22 protein-coding genes and 1 pseudogene are annotated in these 21,458 nt (G+C 52.1%); 13 read left to right on the forward strand and 10 right to left on the reverse strand.

What is annotated here, in order from left to right:
- Nucleotides 1–12 precede the first annotated feature (12 nt).
- Nucleotides 13–144 carry a hypothetical protein gene (locus tag ACP158_RS03670; RefSeq protein WP_424947626.1) on the reverse strand — a complete coding sequence of 44 codons (132 nt, stop codon included), beginning with the start codon at nt 142–144 and terminating at the stop codon, nt 13–15.
- Between the two features lie 177 nt (nt 145–321).
- Between ACP158_RS03670 and ACP158_RS03675 the strand changes: the two genes are divergently transcribed.
- Both ACP158_RS03675 and ACP158_RS03680 read left to right on the forward strand, forming a co-directional pair.
- Nucleotides 322–753 (forward strand): DUF4149 domain-containing protein, encoded by a 432-nt coding sequence (locus ACP158_RS03675; protein WP_424947627.1) that lies wholly within the window; start codon nt 322–324, stop codon nt 751–753.
- Between the two features lie 68 nt (nt 754–821).
- A complete protein-coding gene (locus ACP158_RS03680; RefSeq protein ID WP_424947628.1) occupies nt 822–1,073 on the forward strand; it encodes a DUF1289 domain-containing protein in 252 nt (83 codons plus the stop codon).
- Nucleotides 1,074–1,162: 89 nt separating this feature from the next.
- Here the strand turns inward: ACP158_RS03680 and hutH are convergent, their stop codons facing one another.
- A complete protein-coding gene (gene hutH, locus ACP158_RS03685; RefSeq protein WP_424947629.1) occupies nt 1,163–2,695 on the reverse strand; it encodes a histidine ammonia-lyase in 1,533 nt (510 codons plus the stop codon).
- Nucleotides 2,696–2,717: 22 nt separating this feature from the next.
- Nucleotides 2,718–4,133 carry a formimidoylglutamate deiminase gene (locus ACP158_RS03690; RefSeq protein ID WP_424947630.1) on the reverse strand — a complete coding sequence of 472 codons (1,416 nt, stop codon included), beginning with the start codon at nt 4,131–4,133 and terminating at the stop codon, nt 2,718–2,720.
- Between the two features lie 134 nt (nt 4,134–4,267).
- On the opposite strand from ACP158_RS03690, the gene hutI reads away from it, so the two are divergent.
- The 6 genes and pseudogenes from hutI (at nt 4,268) to ACP158_RS03720 (ending at nt 7,940) form a co-directional block, all read left to right on the forward strand.
- Nucleotides 4,268–5,485: an imidazolonepropionase gene (gene hutI / locus ACP158_RS03695; RefSeq protein WP_424947631.1), complete on the forward strand. Its 1,218-nt coding sequence runs from the start codon at nt 4,268–4,270 to the stop codon at nt 5,483–5,485.
- A gap of 57 nt (nt 5,486–5,542) precedes the next feature.
- Nucleotides 5,543–7,215: pseudogene (hutU, locus tag ACP158_RS03700) on the forward strand (urocanate hydratase).
- Nucleotides 7,216–7,262: 47 nt separating this feature from the next.
- Complete coding sequence (locus ACP158_RS03705; protein ID WP_424947632.1) at nt 7,263–7,421, forward strand: hypothetical protein; 159 nt, start codon at nt 7,263–7,265, stop codon at nt 7,419–7,421.
- 7 nt (nt 7,422–7,428) lie between these two features.
- Nucleotides 7,429–7,602: a hypothetical protein gene (locus ACP158_RS03710; RefSeq protein ID WP_424947633.1), complete on the forward strand. Its 174-nt coding sequence runs from the start codon at nt 7,429–7,431 to the stop codon at nt 7,600–7,602.
- The gene (locus ACP158_RS03715) at nt 7,559–7,771 is read left to right on the forward strand and encodes a hypothetical protein (RefSeq protein ID WP_424947634.1); all 213 of its coding nucleotides are present in this window, start codon (nt 7,559–7,561) and stop codon (nt 7,769–7,771) included. Before ACP158_RS03710 ends, ACP158_RS03715 begins: the two co-directional genes overlap by 44 nt.
- Nucleotides 7,772–7,787: 16 nt before the next feature.
- Complete coding sequence (locus tag ACP158_RS03720) at nt 7,788–7,940, forward strand: hypothetical protein (protein ID WP_424947635.1); 153 nt, start codon at nt 7,788–7,790, stop codon at nt 7,938–7,940.
- Here the strand turns inward: ACP158_RS03720 and ACP158_RS03725 are convergent.
- Nucleotides 7,899–8,153, reverse strand: coding sequence for a hypothetical protein (locus ACP158_RS03725; RefSeq protein WP_424947636.1), 255 nt, complete (start codon nt 8,151–8,153; stop codon nt 7,899–7,901). The genes ACP158_RS03720 and ACP158_RS03725 overlap by 42 nt on opposite strands.
- 111 nt (nt 8,154–8,264) lie before the next feature.
- Nucleotides 8,265–9,185 (reverse strand): fatty acid desaturase, encoded by a 921-nt coding sequence (locus ACP158_RS03730; protein WP_424947637.1) that lies wholly within the window; start codon nt 9,183–9,185, stop codon nt 8,265–8,267.
- Nucleotides 9,186–9,268: 83 nt separating this feature from the next.
- Between ACP158_RS03730 and ACP158_RS03735 the strand changes: the two genes are divergently transcribed.
- A complete protein-coding gene (locus ACP158_RS03735; protein ID WP_424947638.1) occupies nt 9,269–10,129 on the forward strand; it encodes a GTP cyclohydrolase II in 861 nt (286 codons plus the stop codon).
- A gap of 46 nt (nt 10,130–10,175) precedes the next feature.
- Here the strand turns inward: ACP158_RS03735 and ACP158_RS03740 are convergent, their stop codons facing one another.
- The 3 genes from ACP158_RS03740 to ylqF are packed head-to-tail and all read right to left on the reverse strand — an operon-like array spanning nt 10,176 to nt 13,284.
- A complete protein-coding gene (locus ACP158_RS03740; protein ID WP_424947639.1) occupies nt 10,176–11,384 on the reverse strand; it encodes a winged helix-turn-helix domain-containing protein in 1,209 nt (402 codons plus the stop codon).
- Nucleotides 11,381–12,277 (reverse strand): dihydrodipicolinate synthase family protein, encoded by an 897-nt coding sequence (locus ACP158_RS03745; RefSeq protein WP_424947640.1) that lies wholly within the window; start codon nt 12,275–12,277, stop codon nt 11,381–11,383. Before ACP158_RS03745 ends, ACP158_RS03740 begins: the two co-directional genes overlap by 4 nt.
- 41 nt (nt 12,278–12,318) lie before the next feature.
- Entirely contained in the window at nt 12,319–13,284 is a 966-nt protein-coding gene (gene ylqF, locus ACP158_RS03750; protein ID WP_424947641.1) for a ribosome biogenesis GTPase YlqF, read from the reverse strand.
- Between the two features lie 112 nt (nt 13,285–13,396).
- On the opposite strand from ylqF, the gene ACP158_RS03755 reads away from it, so the two are divergent.
- The gene (locus ACP158_RS03755; protein ID WP_424947642.1) at nt 13,397–14,224 is read left to right on the forward strand and encodes an NRDE family protein; all 828 of its coding nucleotides are present in this window, start codon (nt 13,397–13,399) and stop codon (nt 14,222–14,224) included.
- Nucleotides 14,225–14,255: 31 nt separating this feature from the next.
- Here ACP158_RS03755 and ACP158_RS03760 read toward each other — a convergent pair whose 3' ends face one another.
- Complete coding sequence (locus ACP158_RS03760; protein ID WP_424947643.1) at nt 14,256–15,197, reverse strand: aldo/keto reductase family protein; 942 nt, start codon at nt 15,195–15,197, stop codon at nt 14,256–14,258.
- 148 nt (nt 15,198–15,345) lie between these two features.
- Between ACP158_RS03760 and ACP158_RS03765 the strand changes: the two genes are divergently transcribed.
- The 3 genes from ACP158_RS03765 to ACP158_RS03775 all read left to right on the forward strand — a co-directional run bounded on the left by ACP158_RS03765 (nt 15,346) and on the right by ACP158_RS03775 (nt 19,345).
- Nucleotides 15,346–16,068, forward strand: a complete 723-nt coding sequence (locus ACP158_RS03765) for a hypothetical protein (RefSeq protein ID WP_424947644.1) — start codon at nt 15,346–15,348, stop codon at nt 16,066–16,068.
- A 190-nt stretch (nt 16,069–16,258) separates the two neighbouring features.
- Nucleotides 16,259–18,265 (forward strand): hydantoinase/oxoprolinase N-terminal domain-containing protein, encoded by a 2,007-nt coding sequence (locus ACP158_RS03770; protein WP_424947645.1) that lies wholly within the window; start codon nt 16,259–16,261, stop codon nt 18,263–18,265.
- A 510-nt stretch (nt 18,266–18,775) separates the two neighbouring features.
- Nucleotides 18,776–19,345 carry a hypothetical protein gene (locus ACP158_RS03775; protein WP_424947646.1) on the forward strand — a complete coding sequence of 190 codons (570 nt, stop codon included), beginning with the start codon at nt 18,776–18,778 and terminating at the stop codon, nt 19,343–19,345.
- Between the two features lie 20 nt (nt 19,346–19,365).
- Here ACP158_RS03775 and ACP158_RS03780 read toward each other — a convergent pair whose 3' ends face one another.
- Nucleotides 19,366–21,435 carry an FAD-dependent oxidoreductase gene (locus tag ACP158_RS03780; RefSeq protein WP_424947647.1) on the reverse strand — a complete coding sequence of 690 codons (2,070 nt, stop codon included), beginning with the start codon at nt 21,433–21,435 and terminating at the stop codon, nt 19,366–19,368.
- Between the last annotated feature and the right edge of the window lie 23 nt (nt 21,436–21,458).

The raw sequence follows: 21,458 nt of genomic DNA on the forward strand, positions 1-21,458 counted from the left end.
CATGACAATTATTTACCATTGTCTCCCCAACCCGTCATTCTCGCCGCAGGCGGGAATCCAGTTAAATATGTCGTCCGGCGTAGCCGGACTCCTTTGAAAGAGTGTGAGTTTCGCTTCAATATGCGCCACGAAAATAGGTGTCAATATCTGCTGAAATCTATCCGAAATCGACCGCTTAAAGTATCTTGAACCATTGAAAATTACGGCAATGACCAAAAATCGCGGTTGCGGAAATGGCGGCACGATCAATTGCACACGATCAATTGCAATGGCGCGGATTAAAGTATAATCGATCCATTGTAATTATTCATAGGTGACACCATGCTGGGGTTAGCAACATTCTTTTCATCGATATTGCTCGGATCCATGCTGTTTTTCGCGAGTATCGTCGCGCCGTCGATATTCAAAAGCCTTGAGGACGATGAGGCGCTTAAATTCACCCGTTATGTGTTTCCAAAATACTACTTATGGGGAATCGCGTTATCCGCGCTGGCCACCGTGCTTGCGCTCGCCGCCCGGTCCTACACCTGCATACTGTTATCGATTATCTTTTTAGGGTTTGTGTACGGTCGCCAGATTCTGATACCTAAAATGACCAGCGCCAAAGACCAATGGCTTGCCAGCGACACAGCGCAGGATAAATCACGCTATAAATCCTTGCACAAGCGAAGCGTGATCATTAACGCCACACAGATGGCACTGCTTCTCATTATTGTCGTCGCTACTCAGATCTTGCACCTCCACCAACCTTAGCGTTTGCCCGAATATCCGCGGTTGTTGAAAACAGGTTTGTTGAAAACGAGACGCACCCGCTTATTATTATGACGGAGTCAAGGCCACGACGAAAATCAAATCGACGCAGAGGTGCGCACCAACATCCCAGGCTCGATACCACCGTGCCATCGCCCTGTTTATCGGTATGCCGCTTCGACGGCGAACCTTTTTGCAGAGGATGTTATCGAAATGCCGATGAGATTCGTGAATGGATCATCATGTCCAGCGAGCAAAAGCGGGCAGTTTTGGCGCTTATTGCGGCGCGGCGCGAACAGGAAACCGGCGAACAAATTTGGTAGCCGCAGGACGATTACGGCAGGACGATCACGGGCGAGCGCGGCCTATTCTCGTGGGCGAATTGACTTATCGAACGTTGCTTGCGCCGTATTCAACCGATCAACTGAAGAAGCCTATCCGACCCGACCGCATCGACTATTTCCCCGCCTTCAACCAGACGCGCCGCGGCGTTTATGTCGGTTGCCATAAATCGATCATGGTCGAGTCGAGCAACTTTATTCCTCAGCACGGCAATGACAATTTGCAATGGCTCGCTGGTCTTGATCGGCGCTCGAAATTGCACGCCCTGGGACCCGGTAAGCAGTTCGATGGCGACGATATTGGCGAGATTCCGGTTCATGCCCATCAGCCGATATGCGCCATGGCAGGCCATGGACACGTGATCTTCCTGATTCGCGCTGGTTGGCGTTGAATCAATCGAGCAGGGCGCCGCTGTTTGCTTGTTTTCGGACATCAATGCCGCCGCCGTTACTTCCGCGACCATAAAACCACAGTTCAGCCCGGGCTGCGGCGATAAAAATGCGGGCAATCCATAATTCAGCGCAGGATCAACCACGGTGGCGATGCGCCGTTCCGTAATCGACCCGATTTCCGCAATCACCAAAGCGCATTGATCGGCAGCGAAGGCAATCGGCTCGGCGTGGAAATTACCCCCGGAAAGAATTTCGTTGCTGTCGGCGATCACCAACGGATTATCAGTCACCGCATTGGCTTCGATTGCCAAGGTATTTGCGACCTGGCGGAGTTGATCAACACAAGCCCCCATAACCTGAGGCTGGCAGCGCAAACAATAGGGGTCCTGCACCCGCTCGTCATGCTCACGATGAGATTCCCGAATAGCCGATCCATGTAGCAGTGCGCGCAAGGATTCGGCAACATCGAGTTGACCGCGGTGGCCTCTGAGCGCGTGAATTTCCGGCCTGAACGGTGCGGTGGACGCCATCATCGCGTCGCCGGACATTGCACCAGTGACCAATGCGGATTGGCAATAACGCCAGGTATCAAATAATCCGGCCAAAGCCAGCGCAGTGGATACCTGAGTGCCATTAATCATTCCCAGACCTTCTTTTGGCCCGAGTTCCAACGGCCTTAGCCCGCATTTTTTCAAAGCCATATCGGCGTTGCGCGTCTGCCCCTGATAATTTATCTGACCTTCTCCAATCATCGCGGCAGTCATATGCGCCAACGGTGCCAGATCCCCGGATGCACCTACCGAGCCTTTGGCGGGAATGACTGGAATCAAGTCTTTATTTAGCATGGCTTCCAGTTGCTCGATCACCTGCCAGCCCACGCCGGACGCACCGCGCCCAAGCGAAGCCATCTTCAACAGCATAACCAGGCGCACTACGCCATCAGGCAGATTCGGTCCAACACCACAACAATGGGAAAGGATTAGATTTCGTTGAAGCCGGGTGGTTTGCTGCACGGCAATTCGCGTATTGGCCAGTTTGCCGAAGCCAGTGTTGATACCATAAACCGCATCGTCGCCCTGTACGGCGGCGCGAACAATGTCAGCCGCACGATCAACGGCGGCTTTGCAGCCACGCTCGATTAGAAGTTCGCCGGGTTTGCGGTAAACAGACTCCAATTGTTTCAGGGTTAACTGGCCAGCGGTTATTTTCATGGTTTAATTTTCATGGCGGTTATCACGATTTGGCAAGCTCATCAATGGCACGCTTGAATGCGCGCGCAATTTTTTCCTGATGGACATGCTGGCCATGGTCGATCACCTTGACCCCGCCGACATAGACGTCCTGAATCAAGTTTTCATTGCCAGAGAACAACCAACTGTCCATCAAGTCCTGTTCGGTTCTATGGTACAGGCGCGGATGTTGGTTATCGAGAACGATGAAGTCTGCGCGTTGTCCGGCGGCTATGCTGCCAATTTTTGCGCCGCTGCTTTGACGCCCACCGGCCAGCGCGGAACAATACAATGCCATGCCGGTATTCAGGTTTTGCTTGTCAGCCATGACATTGCGTTGTTGATGCAACAACCGCTGGCCATATTCCAGCCAGCGCAACTCTTCCACCGGGCTTACCGAAATATGGCTGTCCGAGCCAATCGCCCACACGCCGCCTTGATTAACATAGTCGATCAAGTTGAAAAAACCATCGCCCAGATTGGCTTCGGTGGTCGGGCATAATCCAGCGACCGCGCCGCTTTGCGCCAAGCGCGCGGTTTCCTGATCATTCATATGGGTGGCGTGAATCAGGCACCATTGTTGATCCACATCGAATCGATTGAGCAACCACTGCAACGGGCGTTCGCCGCACCACGCCATGCACTCATCGACTTCCCTGATTTGCTCGGCCACATGCATATGAATTGCCGCAAGTTGCGTTTTGGGGAGCGCATCAATGACTTCGTTGAGCAGTGGTTCTGTGATCGCCCTCAGCGAGTGCGGCGCGATGCCCACGGCGCAATTGCGGTGTTCTGAATTTCTTGCCGCGTCAAACAAACTATGAACAATTTCACAAAACGGCTCGACATTATTCAAAAACCGTTGCTGTCCGGCGAGCGCGTCTTGTCCGCCAAATCCGCCGTAGCGATAGAGCACCGGTAGCGCGGTAAAACCGATACCAAGATCACTGGCTGCCTGCATACACTGCAAAGTCATCTCCGCTTTGTTGGCATAGGCATCGCCCTTTTGATCGTGATGAAGATATTGGAACTCCCCGACATGGGTGTATCCCGCTTTCAACATCTCCAGATATAACTGCTGTGCAATAGCGTACAGGTGCTGGGGTTGAATGCGCTCAAGATAGTGATACATCGCCACGCGCCAGGTCCAAAAACTGTCTATGGCTTTATGCTCATTTTCGGTATCCCAACCGGCTTTTTCCCCCAGACCGGCCAGGCCACGTTGATGGGCATGGGAATGGCAGTTCGGCATCCCCGGAATGATGCATCCAGCCACGATTTGGTATTCGGTGCTATTCTTTGGCCTGAGTCGTTGTGCGTCAACAAAATCGCCATTCGGGTTGATTTCCACTGCGACATTTGTGGCCCAGCCATCGGCCAATAAAACGGATTCAAATAGTAGTTTCGAGCTTGATGTCAAATTGCACCTCTACCATCGCAGAAACGCTGGCGTTAAAGTCAATGTTGTTGTGCCATGATAAAGTATGACCTTCCAAATGACAATCACAGACAGGATAATCACAACATGACAATCACAGACAGGATAATCACAACATGATAATCAAAGATGCATGTCTTGCCACCATGAGCGAAGACGGGCGCTATGGTCTGATTGCCGATGGCGCGATCAGCATCCGCGATGGACGAATTCAATGGGTTGGAGCGCGCCAGACTGTGCCGGAAGATATCATGGAAGATATCGCGGACGGTGCTGATGTGCATGATTGCGGCGGCAGGTTGGTCACCCCCGGGCTGATTGACTGCCATACCCATATTGTCTATGCCGGGGATCGGGCCGCCGAGTTTGAGAAACGTCTGCAGGGTGTCAGTTATCAGGCAATCGCCAAAGCGGGCGGTGGGATTGCGGCTACGGTCAGCGCAACCCGAGCGGCGACCAAGGATGATCTGATTGCCCAATCCTTGCCGCGTCTCAGGCGCTTGATGACAGAGGGTGTCACCACGATTGAGATCAAATCCGGTTACGGACTCGATACTGAAAACGAAATTAAAATGCTCGGTGCCGCCGATGGGCTGGCCGAGAGCGCGGGTATTCGGGTTCAAAAAACATTTCTGGGCGCTCATGCTGTGCCACCAGAATATGCCGGGCGTCAACACGACTACATCAATCTGGTGTGCCAAGAGATGCTGCCCGCAGCTTACGCAGCGCGCCTGGTTGATGCCGTGGATGCCTTCGCTGAAGGCATTGCTTTTTCGGTCGAACAAGTTGAGCGGGTATTTGATGCCGCAAAAAAACTCGGCCTGCCGATTAAGCTGCATGCTGAACAGTTAAGTCATTTGGGCGGTGCGAAAATGGCGGCTGGCAAAGGCGCACTTTCCGTCGATCACCTTGAGTATTTACCGCCCGAAGAGGTTGCGGATTTGGCCAAAGCTGGCACGGTCGCCGTATTACTGCCGGGCGCTTTTTATTTTTTAAAAGAAACAAAATTGCCCCCGATCCATGCGCTTAGAGAAAATCAGGTGCCGATTGCCATTGCCACGGATTGCAATCCTGGAAGCTCGCCGGTAACTTCCCTGCTATTGACCATGAACATGGCGTGCACATTTTTTTCCCTGACCCCGGCCGAGTCGCTGAGAGCGGTTACGCTCAATGCGGCAAAGGCATTGGGGTTGCAAGATGAAATCGGTAGCCTAGAAGTGGGCAAGCACGCGGACCTGGTAATATGGGATACCAACAATCCAGCCGATTTGGCGTACAATATCGGGTTGAATCCGTGCCACAGGATTATGGTCGGCGGAAAATGGCAGGCGTGAAAATGACACGCTCGGCAAACTAATTTTCAGCACCGCAATTTAATCCGGTAAAACAAAATGTTACTTGGGCGAATAGACAAAACCCGATCGATTAAATCGCCCACTGGAACGAAACTCAGTTGCAAGAGCTGGCTGACCGAAGCCGCATTTCGCATGATCCAGAACAATCTGGATGCGGAAGTGGCAGAAAAACCCGAGGAATTGATTGTCTATGGCGGCATTGGTCGCGCCGCTCGGGATTGGCAAAGTTTTGACAAAATTCTGGAATGCCTTTCGCAACTGGAAGATGATGAAAGTTTGCTGGTGCAATCAGGCAAGCCGGTCGGCGTATTCAAAACGCATGCCGACGCGCCTCGGGTATTGATTGCAAATTCCAATCTGGTGCCGGCCTGGGCTAACTGGGATCATTTCAACGAGCTCGACCGCAAAGGCTTGATGATGTACGGGCAAATGACCGCCGGATCGTGGATATATATCGGCAGTCAGGGGATTATCCAGGGCACCTATGAAACATTCGTAGAAGCCGGGCGCCAACATTTTGATGGCGACACCAAGGGAAAATGGATTTTCACTTGCGGGCTTGGTGGCATGGGCGGCGCACAACCATTGGCAGCGACTATGGCGGGTTATTGCATACTTTGCGTGGAATGTGATGCCACCCGTATCGACTTTAGACTACAAACTAAATACCTTGGCCACAAAGCAAAACATCTGGATCAGGCTTTAGCCATGATCCAGCGTGCCTGCGCGAAAGGGGAAGCTATTTCTGTCGGCCTGCTTGGCAACGGTGCTGAAGTTATTGCTGAGTTGGTCAAACGCAATATCAAACCTGACCTGGTTACCGATCAGACTTCGGCTCATGATCCTGTGAACGGTTATTTGCCGATCGGCTGGAGCATGGAGAAGTGGCAACGGGAAAGAAAAAATAATCCTCAAAAAGTTGCCGAACAAGCACGAAAATCCATGGCCTATCATGTCAAGGCTATGCTGGCGTTTCATAAACAAGGCGTGCCTACGGTCGATTATGGCAATAATATTCGCCAGGAAGCGCTGAATTATGGGTCGAAAATGCATTTGATTTCCCGGGATTTGTGCCTGCTTACATTCGTCCGCTATTTTGCCGTGGGGTCGGGCCGTTTAGATGGGTGGCACTGTCCGGCGATGCGCAAGACATTTATAAAACCGATGCCAAGGTGAAGGCGTTGATTGCGGATGATCCGCATTTGCACAATTGGCTGGATATGGCTCGGGAAAAAATCCGTTTTCAGGGACTGCCGGCCAGAATTTGTTGGGTCGGTCTGGGCCACAGACACCGGATCGGTTTGGCGTTTAATGAGATGGTGCGCAACGGTGAATTAAAGGCGCCGATTGTTATCGGCCGGGATCATCTCGATGCCGGGTCTGTGGCCAGCCCGAACCGAGAAACCGAATCCATGCTTGATGGCTCCGATGCGGTTTCTGATTGGCCATTGTTAAATGCCTTGCTGAGCACGGCTGGCGGTGCGACCTGGGTTTCATTGCATCATGGTGGTGGCGTCGGTATGGGTTTTTCTCAACATGCCGGGCTGGTGATCGTGGCTGATGGCACCAAAGCTGCCGATAAACGCCTGGCTCGGGTGCTGTGGAACGATCCCGCCGCCGGCGTGATGCGACATGCTGATGCCGGATATAAACAGGCCAGGCAATGCGCGCGGGAGAACAATCTGAACCTCGGCGCCATTAAAATTTAAGGTTCAAGATACTATAAAGGATGATTTCGGATAGATTTTAGCAGATATTGACACCCATTTTCGTGGCGCATATTGAAGCGAAACTCACACTCTTTCATAAGGAGTCCGGCTACGCCGGACGACATATTTTAACTGGATTCCCGCCTGCGGCGAGAATGACGGGCTGGGGGGACAATGGCGAATCGGAAGGCGATGAGTCCTTTTGAGAAGACAATGGTAAATAATTGTCTCGCAAAGCGTGACACTAAAACGCGCTCTGGCGTAGCCGGACATTTTCTCTCGTGTGCTTTGGCATCTCAACTCGCCTTTGCCCTCTCAATTCACCATTACCTATCATTTGTCATTGCCCGGCCCATATTATTATTGGCCGGGCAATCCAGTTATTAAACCGTTCGGCGTAGCCGAACTCCTTTGCGGCGAGGCCGCCGGTTTGTGTCTGGCAAAGCCGGATGCCAAAAGGAGTCACGCTACGCGTGACAGATATTTAACTGGATTCCCGCCTTCGGCGAGAATGACGGCAGGGAGGGCGGTTTTTTCCGCCTGCCGGCGAGAATGACAAATAAGGGTCGTCATTGCCCGGCTTGTTCCGGGCAATCCAGTGGAATATGCCGTCCGGCGTAGCCGGACTCCTTTGCTTTGATGCCGCGCCGTTCGATGCGAGAATGACGGCCGAGAGGGCGGTGCTAAAACACCGCTGGAAAGGAACCAAACGGGCAATGAATTAGTGAACACATATGCTCGCATTGCCCGGCGATGTGTTGTCTGATTTGAGTATACAATCGGCTGGTCCCTGGGCCAGAGATGCCGGTGATTTGTGCGACTTTGCAAGCCTCGATATCAAGGCAAAACAGCCGCGGAATCGCCCTGAATTTATTCCCCGAAATTCGGCAACGAATGACATGCTTGTTTTCATTTATAGAACCATTAGGTATGACCATTTCACTATACCTTAAAGTATCTTGAACCAAAATTAATGGTGCAGAAGCTCAGCGCCCATAGGGAAGGCTTAACTTCCTAGGACCCTGTATTATTATTTGCCATGCAATACGCTATAAAGACAGCAGCACTTCTTTGTTAACCGCGATGTAGCCATTGGAAATTATACTGATGTGCGGTTTTAGCAACCTATGCGCATCGGGCAATTGATGAAACGGAATCGCCGGATAAGCGTGATGCTCAACATGAAACGACATGTTCCAACAAACCCACCGCATCAGTTTATTGGTTAACGTAGTGCGCGTGTTTCGCAACATATCCGGCACTAATGGGCATAACGCATGTTCAGCGAGCAAAAATGCTCTCAAGAAAGGCTGCCCAATCAACATCGGTAGCACCCAATACTTCCAGAGCACCGCAGACTCGCCGAGCAGGCTAAGCGACAACAATAAAAGATAAATCACCAGAAATATCCGCGCTTCCCTAACAATTCCAGTTTGTTTAACGTCGCTAACAAAGTGGGTGTGATGATTGCCCATCGCAAACAAAACCAGGGCTTTTACCTGCCCAATCCAATAATCCACGCCAGAAAGATTGCGCAGATATTGCCCGGTTGTTTTTGGCTTTTCAGAATCCAGCCCAAAATCCAGCCCAAAATCCAGCTCAGGGTCTTTGCCTGGAATTTGCGTATAGCGATGGTGCGCCAGATGAAATGCCTGAAAATATTTTGGCGGCAATACCAACACCAACCCGCTGATCCACCCAACCACTGCATTTAGCCGCGGTGATTTAAACGCTGTTTTGTGTATCGTTTCGTGTAGCGGGGCAAATAAAAAAGTCAGCAGCCCGCCAAGCACAATAATAGTCAATCCTTGCATTATCCAATTGTCGAAACTTGAAAGCAGTATAACCGCGACCAGGATGACCATGCCGTGCTGAAATATTTTAACCAACCCCAGCGCGTCGCTTCTCTTCATCAAGCATCGTAGTTGATCTTTATCTAACGGCGATGACGCGGATTCTGATTTGGACATTTTTTATAAAAACTTTGCATAGCCAATGTTGTTTTGCGCTTCATTGAGGTACGCTTAGGATACCATAAACCAGCAATTTATCTATGTTCACCTACCTCAATCCCGATATTCGGCAACAGCTTATTGATACCGGAAAATTGCTACGCATTGATCGTGATGGGACGCCTGTCAACGGTGAAACTACGATGCTTGCGGATGCCGCCGCGCCGCGTGCTGATGCCACCGCGCCGCGTGCTGATGAAGGGGTCATCAATCTTTTAGGCCCCATTCCGCTGCCGTTAAAAATGGGCGGGCAATCTTATCAGGCAGACTGGTATGCCGCGGTGCGTAGCGCCGAGCTGCAGAAAGTTGAAGAACTCGCCGCCACGCTGCGGGAAAGCGGTGGTCAAAACCGGTTTGCGACGCTGGCCACATCCATGGCGGTAAATAGTGTGCTGTTGATTGGCGATGCCGGAAATGCTGACAACCCGTTAGTGCGGGTACATTCAAATTGCCTGACCGGGGATGTTTTTGGTTCTGAACGTTGCGAATGCGGGCCGCAGCTCGAATCCGCGCTCGGTCGAATTTCAAATGACCCCGATGGCGGCATGATTGTGTACATGGCTGGGCACGAAGGGCGTGGCATCGGCTTATGGGCGAAAGCCGCGACCTATCTTTTGCAGGACGCGGGAGAAAACACCTATCAAGCCAATCAATCTTTGGGGCTGCCAACCGATTCCAGGGATTTCACCGATGCCGCTGCGCTAATTTTGTTTTTTCTCGGCGACAGGCCTATGCGCTTATTGACCAACAATCCAAAGAAAATTGAAGACCTGTCCGCTGCCGGACTGACCCAAATGACGATTGAGAAGCATGTGGTTGGCGTGAGCAAATGGAATAAACGGTATTTATCTGCCAAACAAAGCTGGGGCCATAAAATTGGTGATTCGGATATTGCAAAGTGACGCTTGCTGGTCGCTGCGATTGCCGACTTTAGGGATACTCATGCGGTTATGCGAACTTGGCAATGAGTGCTTGCTTAACAGACTTGTGCGATACTGCGTTCACGATCAGTTGGTTGCACTCGTTAAACCGCATAAAATTGCCCAACTCTTTTGCTAACGCATTGGTGAATTCATCAAATCGGTTCACGGTTGGCTCCAGCACCAGATTATGGATAATCAACGAATTGGTTTTCCGCTCCGCTTTGCAATCCATTCGCGCCGCCAACGCCGCATTCCACATAATGGGCAAACAAAAATAACCGTATTTTCGTTTTGCTTCCGGCACATAACACTCAATCTGGTAGTCGAACCCGAACAACTTGCCAATCCGCTTGCGTTGAATAACCAGGTTATCAAATGGCGAAAGGATTTTTAAGCGCGCTCGGGCAAGCGGTTTTGAAAGCAACTCCAGCATCCGCGGAAACACATAATAGCGATCGTTATCGCGATGGTTGTTGATGATGTTCATGCGAATCAACTCGCCGTGTTCCAGCATGTTGTCCAGCTCGACTCGCACATCCCCTTTAATGCCTTTTCTTAAATAGGAAATTTCACTGGCCTGCCCCAGCCCATTTGCTTCAAGATATCTCCGAATTAGAAAACGATGCCACGCACTGGTTGACGGCATGGCGGTATTCACCGTTTCGGGTAAAACCCGAGAGGTTAAATCATAGACCTTTTGGAAGCCTTGCCGCCTGACTACCATTAGTTTGCCTTCCATGAATAGTTGTTCCAGTGCATATTTGGCAGGCTTCCTTTCCCACATCGCCAGTTTGCCTGTTTCCTGGCGTTCAAAATCTCTTGCCTGAACCGGGCCTTCATCAACAATGCGTTTGAGGACTTGGCGTTTTAATTTAGGGTCACATTCATACCAGTGCTTTCGACCTTTGGCGATAGCCGCCATATCAGGCAAGTAAAATCGATAGTCGCGCATCGGCAGATAGGCCGCGGCATGAGACCAGTATTCAAAGACCTTGCCTTGTTGCACCAGCGCATCCAGATGGCGATGGTTATAGCGCGGATTGCGGTTCCACAACGTATGATGATGCGCGCGCTGGACGACCGAGAGGGTGTCGATTTGGACATAGCCCAGATGTTCGATCGCGCCCAAGGTGGCCTCAATCGCTGTTCCGGTTTTTTGCGCGGTCAACACTCGCTGGCTTTGCAGCGCCAGTTTTCGGGCTTCCTCGACGGAAAGCGAACTTGAATTTTTCACATGCGCGAGTGCAAGCGAGATTTCAAGGTTGCCAATACCGCTTCCAATTCGCGTCTCTCCTCATCATTGAGTTCAAGCAAAGGTTTCCGCACCGGCCCGGCCGGCAGTCCGGCTATTCGGCAAGCGTGTTTCACGCTTTGAATCAGTTTGCCGCCGCGCTCAAGAATGGCCATGAACGGCATCAATGCCGACATGATGCGGCGCCCTTTTTCAATATCGTTTTCGAGCACCACCGCTTGGTACAGCGCGATATGCTCTTTGGGCAGGCAGTTGCCGCCGGCGCAAACCCAACCGCGCGCGCCCCAGGCGAAAAATTCCAGCGCCTGATCGTCCATGCCGCATAACAGCGCAAGGCGCGGATAGTCCAGCGCCAACTTATGCAACTGGTTGATATCGCCGGTTGACTCCTTGATCGCGCTGAAATTCGGGCTGCGCCCGACGAGATTGAAAAACTCATCGCGCATGGCGGTGCCGGTCCTGCCGGGATGGTTGTAAAGCATGATCGGCAGATTGACTTCACGATCAATCGCCAATGCATGATTCGCCAACTCGGTCTGGGTCGGGGCTGCGTAATAAGGCGCGCTCAGCAAAATCGCATCGGCGCCGTTTTCTTTCGCCAGCACACCATACTCGATACAGTCTTCGGTGCGAATCGCGCCGACGCCGATAATCAGCGGCACTCTGTTTTTAATGACTTGTTTGGCGAGCGCCATTAACTCGACTCTTTCTTGTTTGGTCTGCGCATAGTATTCGCCGGTGCTGCCGCCGACGATAATGCCGTGCACTCCGGACTGCAGCAGATGCTCGATCATGCGCACGAAACCCGCTTTGTCGATATCACCGTTGTCGTGATGCGGCGTGATGACCGGCGGGTAGATGCCTTCAAATTTCATGGTTATTCTGCAAAAATATTGGACGCCTGATCAGCGCCGTATTAAGATGCGGATTCCTTCCATTTTCGTTTCCTTTCGCATTTCCTTTCGCGTTTCCTTTTCAGGGCCCGTTTGGCTCGCTCCTCGCCAGCCAAGTGAACCTCGATTAATTCCTGCCGCATCATCGCGGGCGTTTCCAGGGTAAATCGGCCCAATCTGCCGGCGCGCGCATCCGCCAGCAACGCTTTCGCCGCACGATCCATATCGACCTGCCCGCCTTTAACCAGGCAACCCATTCTTCTGCCTGCTTGCTCAAGCAGCGCCGCGCTGTTGTCGGGCAGTTTCTCCAGATGATAACGCTCCATTAATCTGTGCGGATGCATGCGCATAAAATAGTCCGCGGCGAATTCAGCAATGTCCCGATGGGAAATCGCGGTATCCCGAATTGCGCCAGTGACCGCCAAACGATAACCGCTATTCCTGTTTTCCACTTTTGGCCACAACATCCCCGGGGTGTCCAGCAACACAAATCCCGGTTCAATTTCAATCACCTGCTGGACTTTGGTCAGCGCAGGCTGGTCGCCGGTTTTGGCGACGTTGCTGCCGGCCAAGCCATTTATCAGCGTGGATTTGCCCACATTGGGAATGCCCATGACCATTGCCGTGATGATGGATTTTGAACCCGCATTTTCATTGTAAAGTTGCCAACACCGGGCCGGTATCCGAGAAATGGCTTGAGCTTTGCGGATATCCGCGACCAGCACTTTTGTTTGTTGGTCGGATTCATAATGCTGTTGCCACAGGGTATTCAATTGCGCATCCGCCAGATCGCTTTTTGACAACACTTTCAGGCACGGCTTGCGCCCGCGCAACGATGCCAACATCGGGTTTTCACTGCTAAATGGAATGCGCGCATCCAGCAATTCAATGCAGACATCCACTTTCTTCAGCATCGTCGTGATGTCCTTGCCGGCTTTGTGCATGTGTCCCGGATACCACTGAATTTGATGGGTTGCCATTTTGCTCATCGTCAATCGGCCTGCTTAAAAAGTTATGCCCTAAAAGTCATGGCCCAAAGGTTATTGTCTTATTCTAACGCGCAGGTACACTGTACACTAAAAGCGGAGATTCAATTTTCGTATGTGCATACTTTTTCTGGCCATTAACCAGCATCCCGATTATCCGTTGATTGTGGCGGCCAACCGCGATGAAAGCTTTGCGCGGTCGTCTCAGTCGATGCACTACTGGCCGGATCATCCTGAAATTTTAGCCGGCCGGGATGCCTTGCAAGGCGGCAGTTGGCTGGGGGTTAACTCGGCCGGACGATTTTGCGCGGTGACCAACTTCAGCACCGGCGCTGCCACGAATAGGCGGGCAAAAAGCCGCGGCTGGCTGGTGCAACGCTATTTGGCCCATGAAGAAACCGATAAGCGTTTCATTGCCAGTCTCCAAAAAACACACCGCGAATACAATCCGTTTAATCTGGTATTCGGCACGCCAGAGAATATCAGCCTGTTTTGCAGCGAGAATTCGTCGCTGCATTGCTTGACGGAGGGGTTTCATAGTTTATCGAACGGTTTTGTCGACCAGCGTTGGCCTAAAATGTCCTATGGCGTGCAACGGCTGACGGAATTGATCAGCGGCAATGCGATGATCGAAATAAGCCAGCTCAATGCACTTATGCGCGATCAGAGCAAAGCCGGCGAGCATGACCTGCCGGGCGCCAGCGCCGGCATCGACCCGGGCATCAACCCGGGCATGAACATGAGTCAAGCCATGGAAAAACAACGGTCATCCATTTTCATTCGCGCCAGCGACCATGGTGGCCATGGCGACCATGTCGATTACGGAACGCGCACCACCTCTTATGTGTTGTACTCGCATGAGAATATCAGCGTCTATGAATTCAACTATGACAAGGATGCTCGGGTCACTGACCAGCAGGCGTTTACATTGCCCCGCGGTTAAGCTTTCCTGTCGCAGGATTTTCCGGCCATGACTACGGTCGAAAATACTTGGCGCAATCCGGCTTTATTCGTTGCCAGCCGCGATCCAGAATTGCCACGATGTCATCCGCTAATTTGCCGCCGTCGACATGCGCCAGGTTTTGTTGCAACTGGGATAACTTGCTGGCGCCGAGAATGATGCCGTCGCCGTCTTTGGCTGACAATTGCGAATGATGAACAAGCCAGCGCAACGCGGCATTCGCGGGCGTCACGCCATGTTTCGCGCAAGCCGCTGTCAAGGTCGCAAGCACATCGAAATAATCCGCTTTCCAATAGCGGGTGGTATATTGGTTGTTTGACAAAAACCGGCCGTACTCAGGCGCTTGCTCGAAGTTTGTGTGTTTTCCGGTGAGCAACCCGCCTGCCAGAGGGTTATAAGCGTAAAAGCGGATGCCGTAGTTACGCAAACAAGGCAACAATTCCCGCTCCACATCGCGGGTCAGGGCGTTGTACATTCCTTGATAGACCGTCGGCGTCATCCAGCCTCGAGCGCGGCAAGTCTCGACCACTTCGGCGACCTGCCAGGCCGAAAAGTTACTCAGCCCAAATCGCCGAAATGCGCCCTGCTGGTAAAACTCCCAGCATTTTGCCAAGGTATCCGCAATCGGCGTATCCAGATCCGGCGAATGCAGATACAGCAAATCGACCGCGGCTGCCCGCAATCGCTCAAGGCTTTCCGTAAGTTGCGTTGCAACCTGCTCGGGCTTTAATCCATCGTCATTCCATGGATTCACCTTGGTTGCCATCTTGAACTTCAACCCGGGATTTTCGGTTAGCAACCGGCCCAGCAGCGCCTCGGTTTTTCCGTCGTTGTATTGGTGCGCGGTATCCAGTTCATGGCCGTTTTTGCCCTGAAACAATTCAAGCATTCGCAGAGACGTGGCCGCATCAGCCTGGTTGGAAAAGGTCAGTGTTCCTAAAATAATTTTCAACATGCTCATATCATTTAAGTATGGGTCGTTTAAGTATGGGTCGTTTAAGTATGGGTCGTTTAAGTATGGGTCATTTAAGTCGTGAATATTCGGTTATTTTATTCTATATTGCGAGCCTCTTACGCGCGCGCAAAAATGCGATTGCAAGTTCATGAACACACTCGATGACACACTCGATGACATTGGCCGTTTGGCGGGGGAATATGGTTTAGTGCTGCGTGGCCGGTTTTGCGTCAATGCAGATGACCATGTGCCGGAAATCGCCGCGGGCGTTACCGCATCAACGCTGATTTTATTCGGTAATGCGGGCTCTTCGTTTTGGGAATGTTTTTCAGGCTCGAGAGAGGTTGCCGACGGTCGGGCCGACCCATTGAATCGGTGGAGTCAAAGAGTTGGCGAAATCATCGCTAGCAAATTAACCGGCCGGGCGTTGTTTCCGTTCGGCGGGCCGCCCTACCAACCCTTTATAAACTGGGCTAAAAAAGCGGAATCATTGCAGTCATCCAGGCTTGGAATGTTGATTCACCCTCAATATGGCTTATGGCATGCCTATCGGTTTGCCATCGCGCTGTCCGACTCGCCGATCGAACCAGCGGCTTTGCAACCGCAAACAGTTGATCATGACATCTGCCAACGTTGCATTGAGCAGCCCTGTTTAAGCGCCTGTCCGGTAGGCGCTTTTTCGGATTCCGGCTATGACGTCGAAGCCTGTTATGGCTTTCTAAAACAAAATGCGGAATCATCCTGCCGTACCGAAACCTGCCAGGCTCGGCGGGCCTGCCCGCAAGGACATGCTTTTCGCTATCAGGCTGAGCACGCCCGATTTCATATGGATGCGTTCTTTCACAACGCCGCCAATCGCCCGGATGAATGAGCGGATGAATGGCCGGATAAATGAGCGGATGAATGGCCGGATAAATGAGCGGATAAATGGCCGGGCATTTGGCAAAAATTATCGCTTAAAAAGACGCCGGCTGGATATTTCAAAGTCAATGTTACCTTAGAATCCAGCCTTTCCTGTTCATCAGGACTGAATTTCAAATTACCATAGCCGCGCAAAAACCATGTCTTATCAACTGGGTATTGATACCGGGGGCACCTACACCGACGCGGTTATCGTCGATGAGCGACAAACGGCAGTCGCGAAAAACAAGAGCCTGACCACGAGTTTTGATCTGACCATCGGCATCGGCAATGCGATTTCCAGTCTGCCTCAGGCGTTACTGGAAGAAGTCAATCTGGTGGCGTTGTCGACCACGCTGTCGACCAACTCCGTGGTCGAGGGGCGCGGCGCGCCGGTCGCCATTCTGCTGCCGGGCTACAACGACAGCCAAGTCGCCAAGAGCGGGTTGTTGGAAATCCTGGAAAAGGAATACATCACCCTGTTGGACGGCGGGCATGACGCAACCGGCGCTCAATTAATGTCTTTGGATTCGGACCTGGCGCGGAAAAAAATTCTTGAACAAAACGACCGCGTCTCCGCGTTTGCGGTCTCGGCCATGTTTGGCACGCGCAATTCCAGCCATGAAAAACAACTGCGGGATATGGTCAAGGCATTGACCGGCAAGCCGGTGGTCTGCGGCCATGAGTTGGCGTCCAGCCTGGGCGCGCCGCGGCGGGCGTTAACGGTGGCGCTGAATGCGCGCATGATTCTTTATATTCAAGCGTTGATCAATTCCGTGGAGTCGATTCTGCAAGAAAAAAATATTACCGCGCCGTTAATGATCGTAAAGGGCGATGGCTCGTTGGTGAACGCCGCAACCGCGTTATTGCAGCCGGTGACCACGGTGCTGTCGGGGCCTGCGGCCAGCGTCATCGGCGCTTGCGCGCTGAGCGGATTGCAAGAGGCTATCGTTGTCGATATCGGCGGCACCACCACCGACATCGCCATCGTCACCGAGGGCAAGCCGCAGTTGTGCGAGGATGGCGCGCGCATCGGAAATTGGCAGCCCATGGTGGAGGCGATCCGGGTTTTTTCCATTGGCTTGGGCGGCGACAGCGAGGTTCGATTCAAGGCTAAACTGGATATTTCCCAGCGCCGGGTTGTGCCAATGAGTTTGCTGGCGCATCAATTTCCGCAGGTGATGACCGCCATCGAACGTCAATATAGCGGTTCTCCCAGCCCCCGAAACAACAAATTCGCCTTGCCCTTGCAGAACAATGAAGTGTTACTGCGTCATCTAAACGAGGCTGAGCTTGCGGCTTGGGAGAGATTGCTGCAAGGCCCGGTTGAACTCGAATCTCTGGTGGATACCAATCGACCGATGATGCGCGCCATCGCCAGAATGGAGCGCCTGGGTTTGGTGATATACAGCGGCTTTACCCCCTCCGATGCGACCCATGTGTTGGGCATGAGCGATCATTGGAATATTCAGGCCGCGGAACTGGGCGCGAAAATTTGGGCGCGACAGATGCGGCACTTGTATGGCTGCGGCAACTGGGAAGCGGGAGATGCGATTGCGCCGTGCCAGGCAGTATTCGATTTGGTGACTCAAGAGATCAGCCAAAAATTAATAGAGGCCGGCTTGAACCAGCATGGCAAACTGGCGGATTCCCAGTCGCAAAACTTGACCCGGTTGCTGGTGGATATTGTGCTTAAGCGTGGCCAGGCGGGTCGTGTCAAACCATTGTTCAACTTGCAGTTTGCCGCCGATTATCCCATTGTTGCAGTCGGCGGCCCGGCCGCGGATTTCTTTCCTGAGGTGGCCCGGCTATTGGCGGTTGATTTGCATATACCGACTCATGCGGATACCGCCAATGCCATCGGCGCGGTCCTGGGGGCGGTGGTGCAGATTGTGCATATCACCGTCAATCAGCCGGAATTTGGCGTGTTCATTTTATTTCACAAGGATGAGCCGATCAAGTTTGAAAAACTGGATATCGCCATTGAGCATGCGATCGAAATGGCCAAAAAAGAAGCTTACGACCTGGCCGAAAAGGCCGGCGCAATGTCGATTGAGACGACAATCAAGCAGCACGCGAATCACATCAAGCATGACATCGATGGCGAGCTGTTTGTCAGCACCACGATAACCGCAGTCGCGTCCGGCCGCCCGAACTGCTTGGTTTAAACTGAACAACCGAAGAGCATCCCTCGGAGGGTTACAAGTTTCAATCTACTATTTCGGATGTTGACTTGTTGCGTGTAAATGCTAAACTAACTTATCCGACCGATGAATACCATGGGCTATTAGATGAGCGATGAGACAACCCCAAGTGTAGAGCTTGCGCGGCTTATCAGGCGAATCACAGACCGAATTTTGCCCGATACGTCCAAGCGAAGCAGCAATTCATCCCCTTTTGTAAGATACGCCGTAGCGTTCCTTGGAGCATGCACTGGGCTCCTTTTGCGATGTTCTTCGCACTTACCAAACGTCCAGCTATAAGTGACAACGCTTCCATCTTTGTGGACTATGCGGATTCTTGGTGGACATTTTTACTCATTCCTACCATTTTGTTGTCGGTTATGTTCTCGCTTTTAATCGGAGCAAGCGTTAGACGTAGCACGCCGTTGAATTTCTATCTTTGGGTCTGACCGTCCCCGTGCTGGTTACCAACATGCTGAAGTTCACATTTTGATAATGAACAAGCAGACGATAAAAACATTAATCTTGTCGGTGGCCCTTGGTTGGGCAATGCAGAGCATTTCTCAGGATGATGTTTCCGAGACAAATATCCCCGCAATCTATTTCGTTGGCGACCCGATCAAAACATACCCCGCAACCCCTTTGAAAAAAATTCTTTGGGGAGGTGTCGCACTGATCAATCCCAGCGACCAGTATACACCGGTCCCCTTATATGGCTATTCGGTTGATGGGCTGTGGGACACCGTCTACGAGAAGGCGTTAATCGAGGCAGCGAAGGGCAATGTTCATATTGCGATGGTGAAGTGGGATCGCCCAAGCGCGGGCGTCTATACCATACAAGGTGTTCGCGTCAATCCTATGGCTGAAGAGAAATTCAAATCATCGTGGAATCAATTCCGTAAAGACAACATCAAAGATGACAGCGGGACTAACTGGTTGATAGCATTTACCCGTCCGCTTAAGTTTGACGATAAAAATGTCGTAAAAGAAACAGAATTCATCGTTTCCCCGGGTCTCTGGTGGAGCTCGCCAAAAGATCGGGGAGGAGATAATTGGGTTCCGTAACTTAGCGATGCGGCGCGAAATTATATTTCTACATACTCGCGCTTGAACGGCACCGCGTCGGCATCAACATCGCAGTCAAATTCTCGTGCGAATCGGTGTCCGTGATAAACCGCGGCGGCGATGGTCGATGGTGCGAGACAGTCTCCGATTCGGGTTACGGATTTGATTCCGGCATGGTCCAGGGACTCAGCATCGTTATCGAGGTCAAAATACAATGAGGATAGCGGACGCCGAGCAGTCACCAATACCAGATATTGGGCGTTTATGGTTTGATTTTTAGCGCTCACGATATGCTCCAGAATAATTTGATTGCTGTTTACGCGCTGGACTTGATGTTTTTCAACAATGGCAATGCCCAAATCCCCTAAGCGTTTTTCGATATGAATCTGCTCAAGGGTGTTGTGAGTCCAAGCCGAGACATCTGCAGCAGGAGTGACTAAAGTCACTTTGGCACCGGCATTTACCAGGCATTCGGCGATCACGCCGCCCATGTAATAGTGATCATCATCGTACACCACGACATGCCCGCTAATCTGCTTCCCGGCCATGACATCATCCGGGGTCAGGATATGCACACTCTTATCGCGGGGTATGGGTTGGCGGTGGACTCTGCCAATACCATCGCGGTCCCATTTTGACCCGGTGGCGACAACCACATGCTGGATATTCAATTGTTTGGCAAATTCCAGTACCTGCTGCTTGTTTATCTCGCTGTGCAGAAAAACCTGAACATTATCCAGTTTGTCGATTTGCCCCAACCGATAATCAACCACTCGTCTCCAGGCGGATAATCCGGGCAGTTGGCTTTCACAATGCACCCGTCCGCCCGCATGATCATTTGCCTCTGCCACGGTGACGTTATATCCCCGCCGGCCTAAAGACATCGCAGATTCCAGTCCGCTTGGGCCGGCGCCAACGATTAAAATCGCGTCGCTGGAGGCGCCCTTTTCAATTTTCTCGGGATGCCATCCGCGCCGAAATTCTTCCCCCATAGTTGGGTTTTGGGTGCATCGAATCGGTGCGATGATCATATCGCCAGAGACGCAGATATTGCAGCCGATGCATTCGCGAATATCCTCGACCTGGCCGCTTTCAATTTTACTGGGCAGAAATGGATCGGCAATAGACGGGCGCGCCGCGCCAATCATGTCGAGAATGCCTCGTTTGATCTGGGAAACCATGGCGTCCGGCGAGGTGAACCGACCGACGCCCACCACCGGTTTGGTGGTGAGTTTGTTCACGAACGCAGTATATTTTTCCTGGAATCCTTGTTCGGCGAACCGCGATGTCGCCGAATCATTAGACCAGTCGCTGATGTTCACGTCCCAAATATCTGGATGTTCAGCAAGCATTTCCACGACCTCACGGCCTTCATTTTCGGCAACCATGCCGCGCGCTCCGATTAACTGGTCAACCGTAAAACGCAGCGCAATGCCGCAGGTATCTCCCACTGCGTCTTTGGTATCTTCAAGCAACTCCCGCAAGAACCGCACCCGGTTTTCCAGACTGCCGCCGTATTCATCGGTGCGCTGGTTTCGCTGGGGGGAAATAAAATGAAAAGGTAACGCAAGGTCATGGGCGGCATAAACATAAACGATGTCGAAGCCCATTTGTTTGGAGCGCAACGCCGCCTTTCGATGCCAGCGCCGCACGTCGGCAATGTCTCGTTTGCTCATGGCATAGGCTTGCGCCGGGTGATAACTGTCAATCATCATTTCCGATACCCCCATCGCCGGCAGCCTGCTGTAATGATTGGCGGAGGCGTGTCCGTTATGCGTGATTTCAATGGCGGCAAGCGCGCCGTGTTCGTGGATGGCATCGGCAGTCATCCGCAATCTCTTCATGTCGCCTTCATCCCATAACCTGCCTTCGATGTACGGCGACCACTCTGAGCCAGGGTGAATTTCAACTTCCTGAGTGGACACAACCGCCCAGCCGCCTTGCGCTTTCATGCCGCGCATCGCCGCTTCCGCTTTCGGATAAGCATGACCCATGCCATTGCAATGGGGCACCTGATAGAAACGGTTGTGTGCGGTTACCGGCCCGATCTTGACTGGCTCAAATAAAATATCGTATCGTGGGTCTCGCATTTAGCACTCGCATTTTAGTCGGC

The sequence above is a fragment of the Candidatus Spongiihabitans sp. genome, from assembly GCF_965247905.1.
Lineage (GTDB): Bacteria > Pseudomonadota > Gammaproteobacteria > Arenicellales > Poriferihabitantaceae > Spongiihabitans.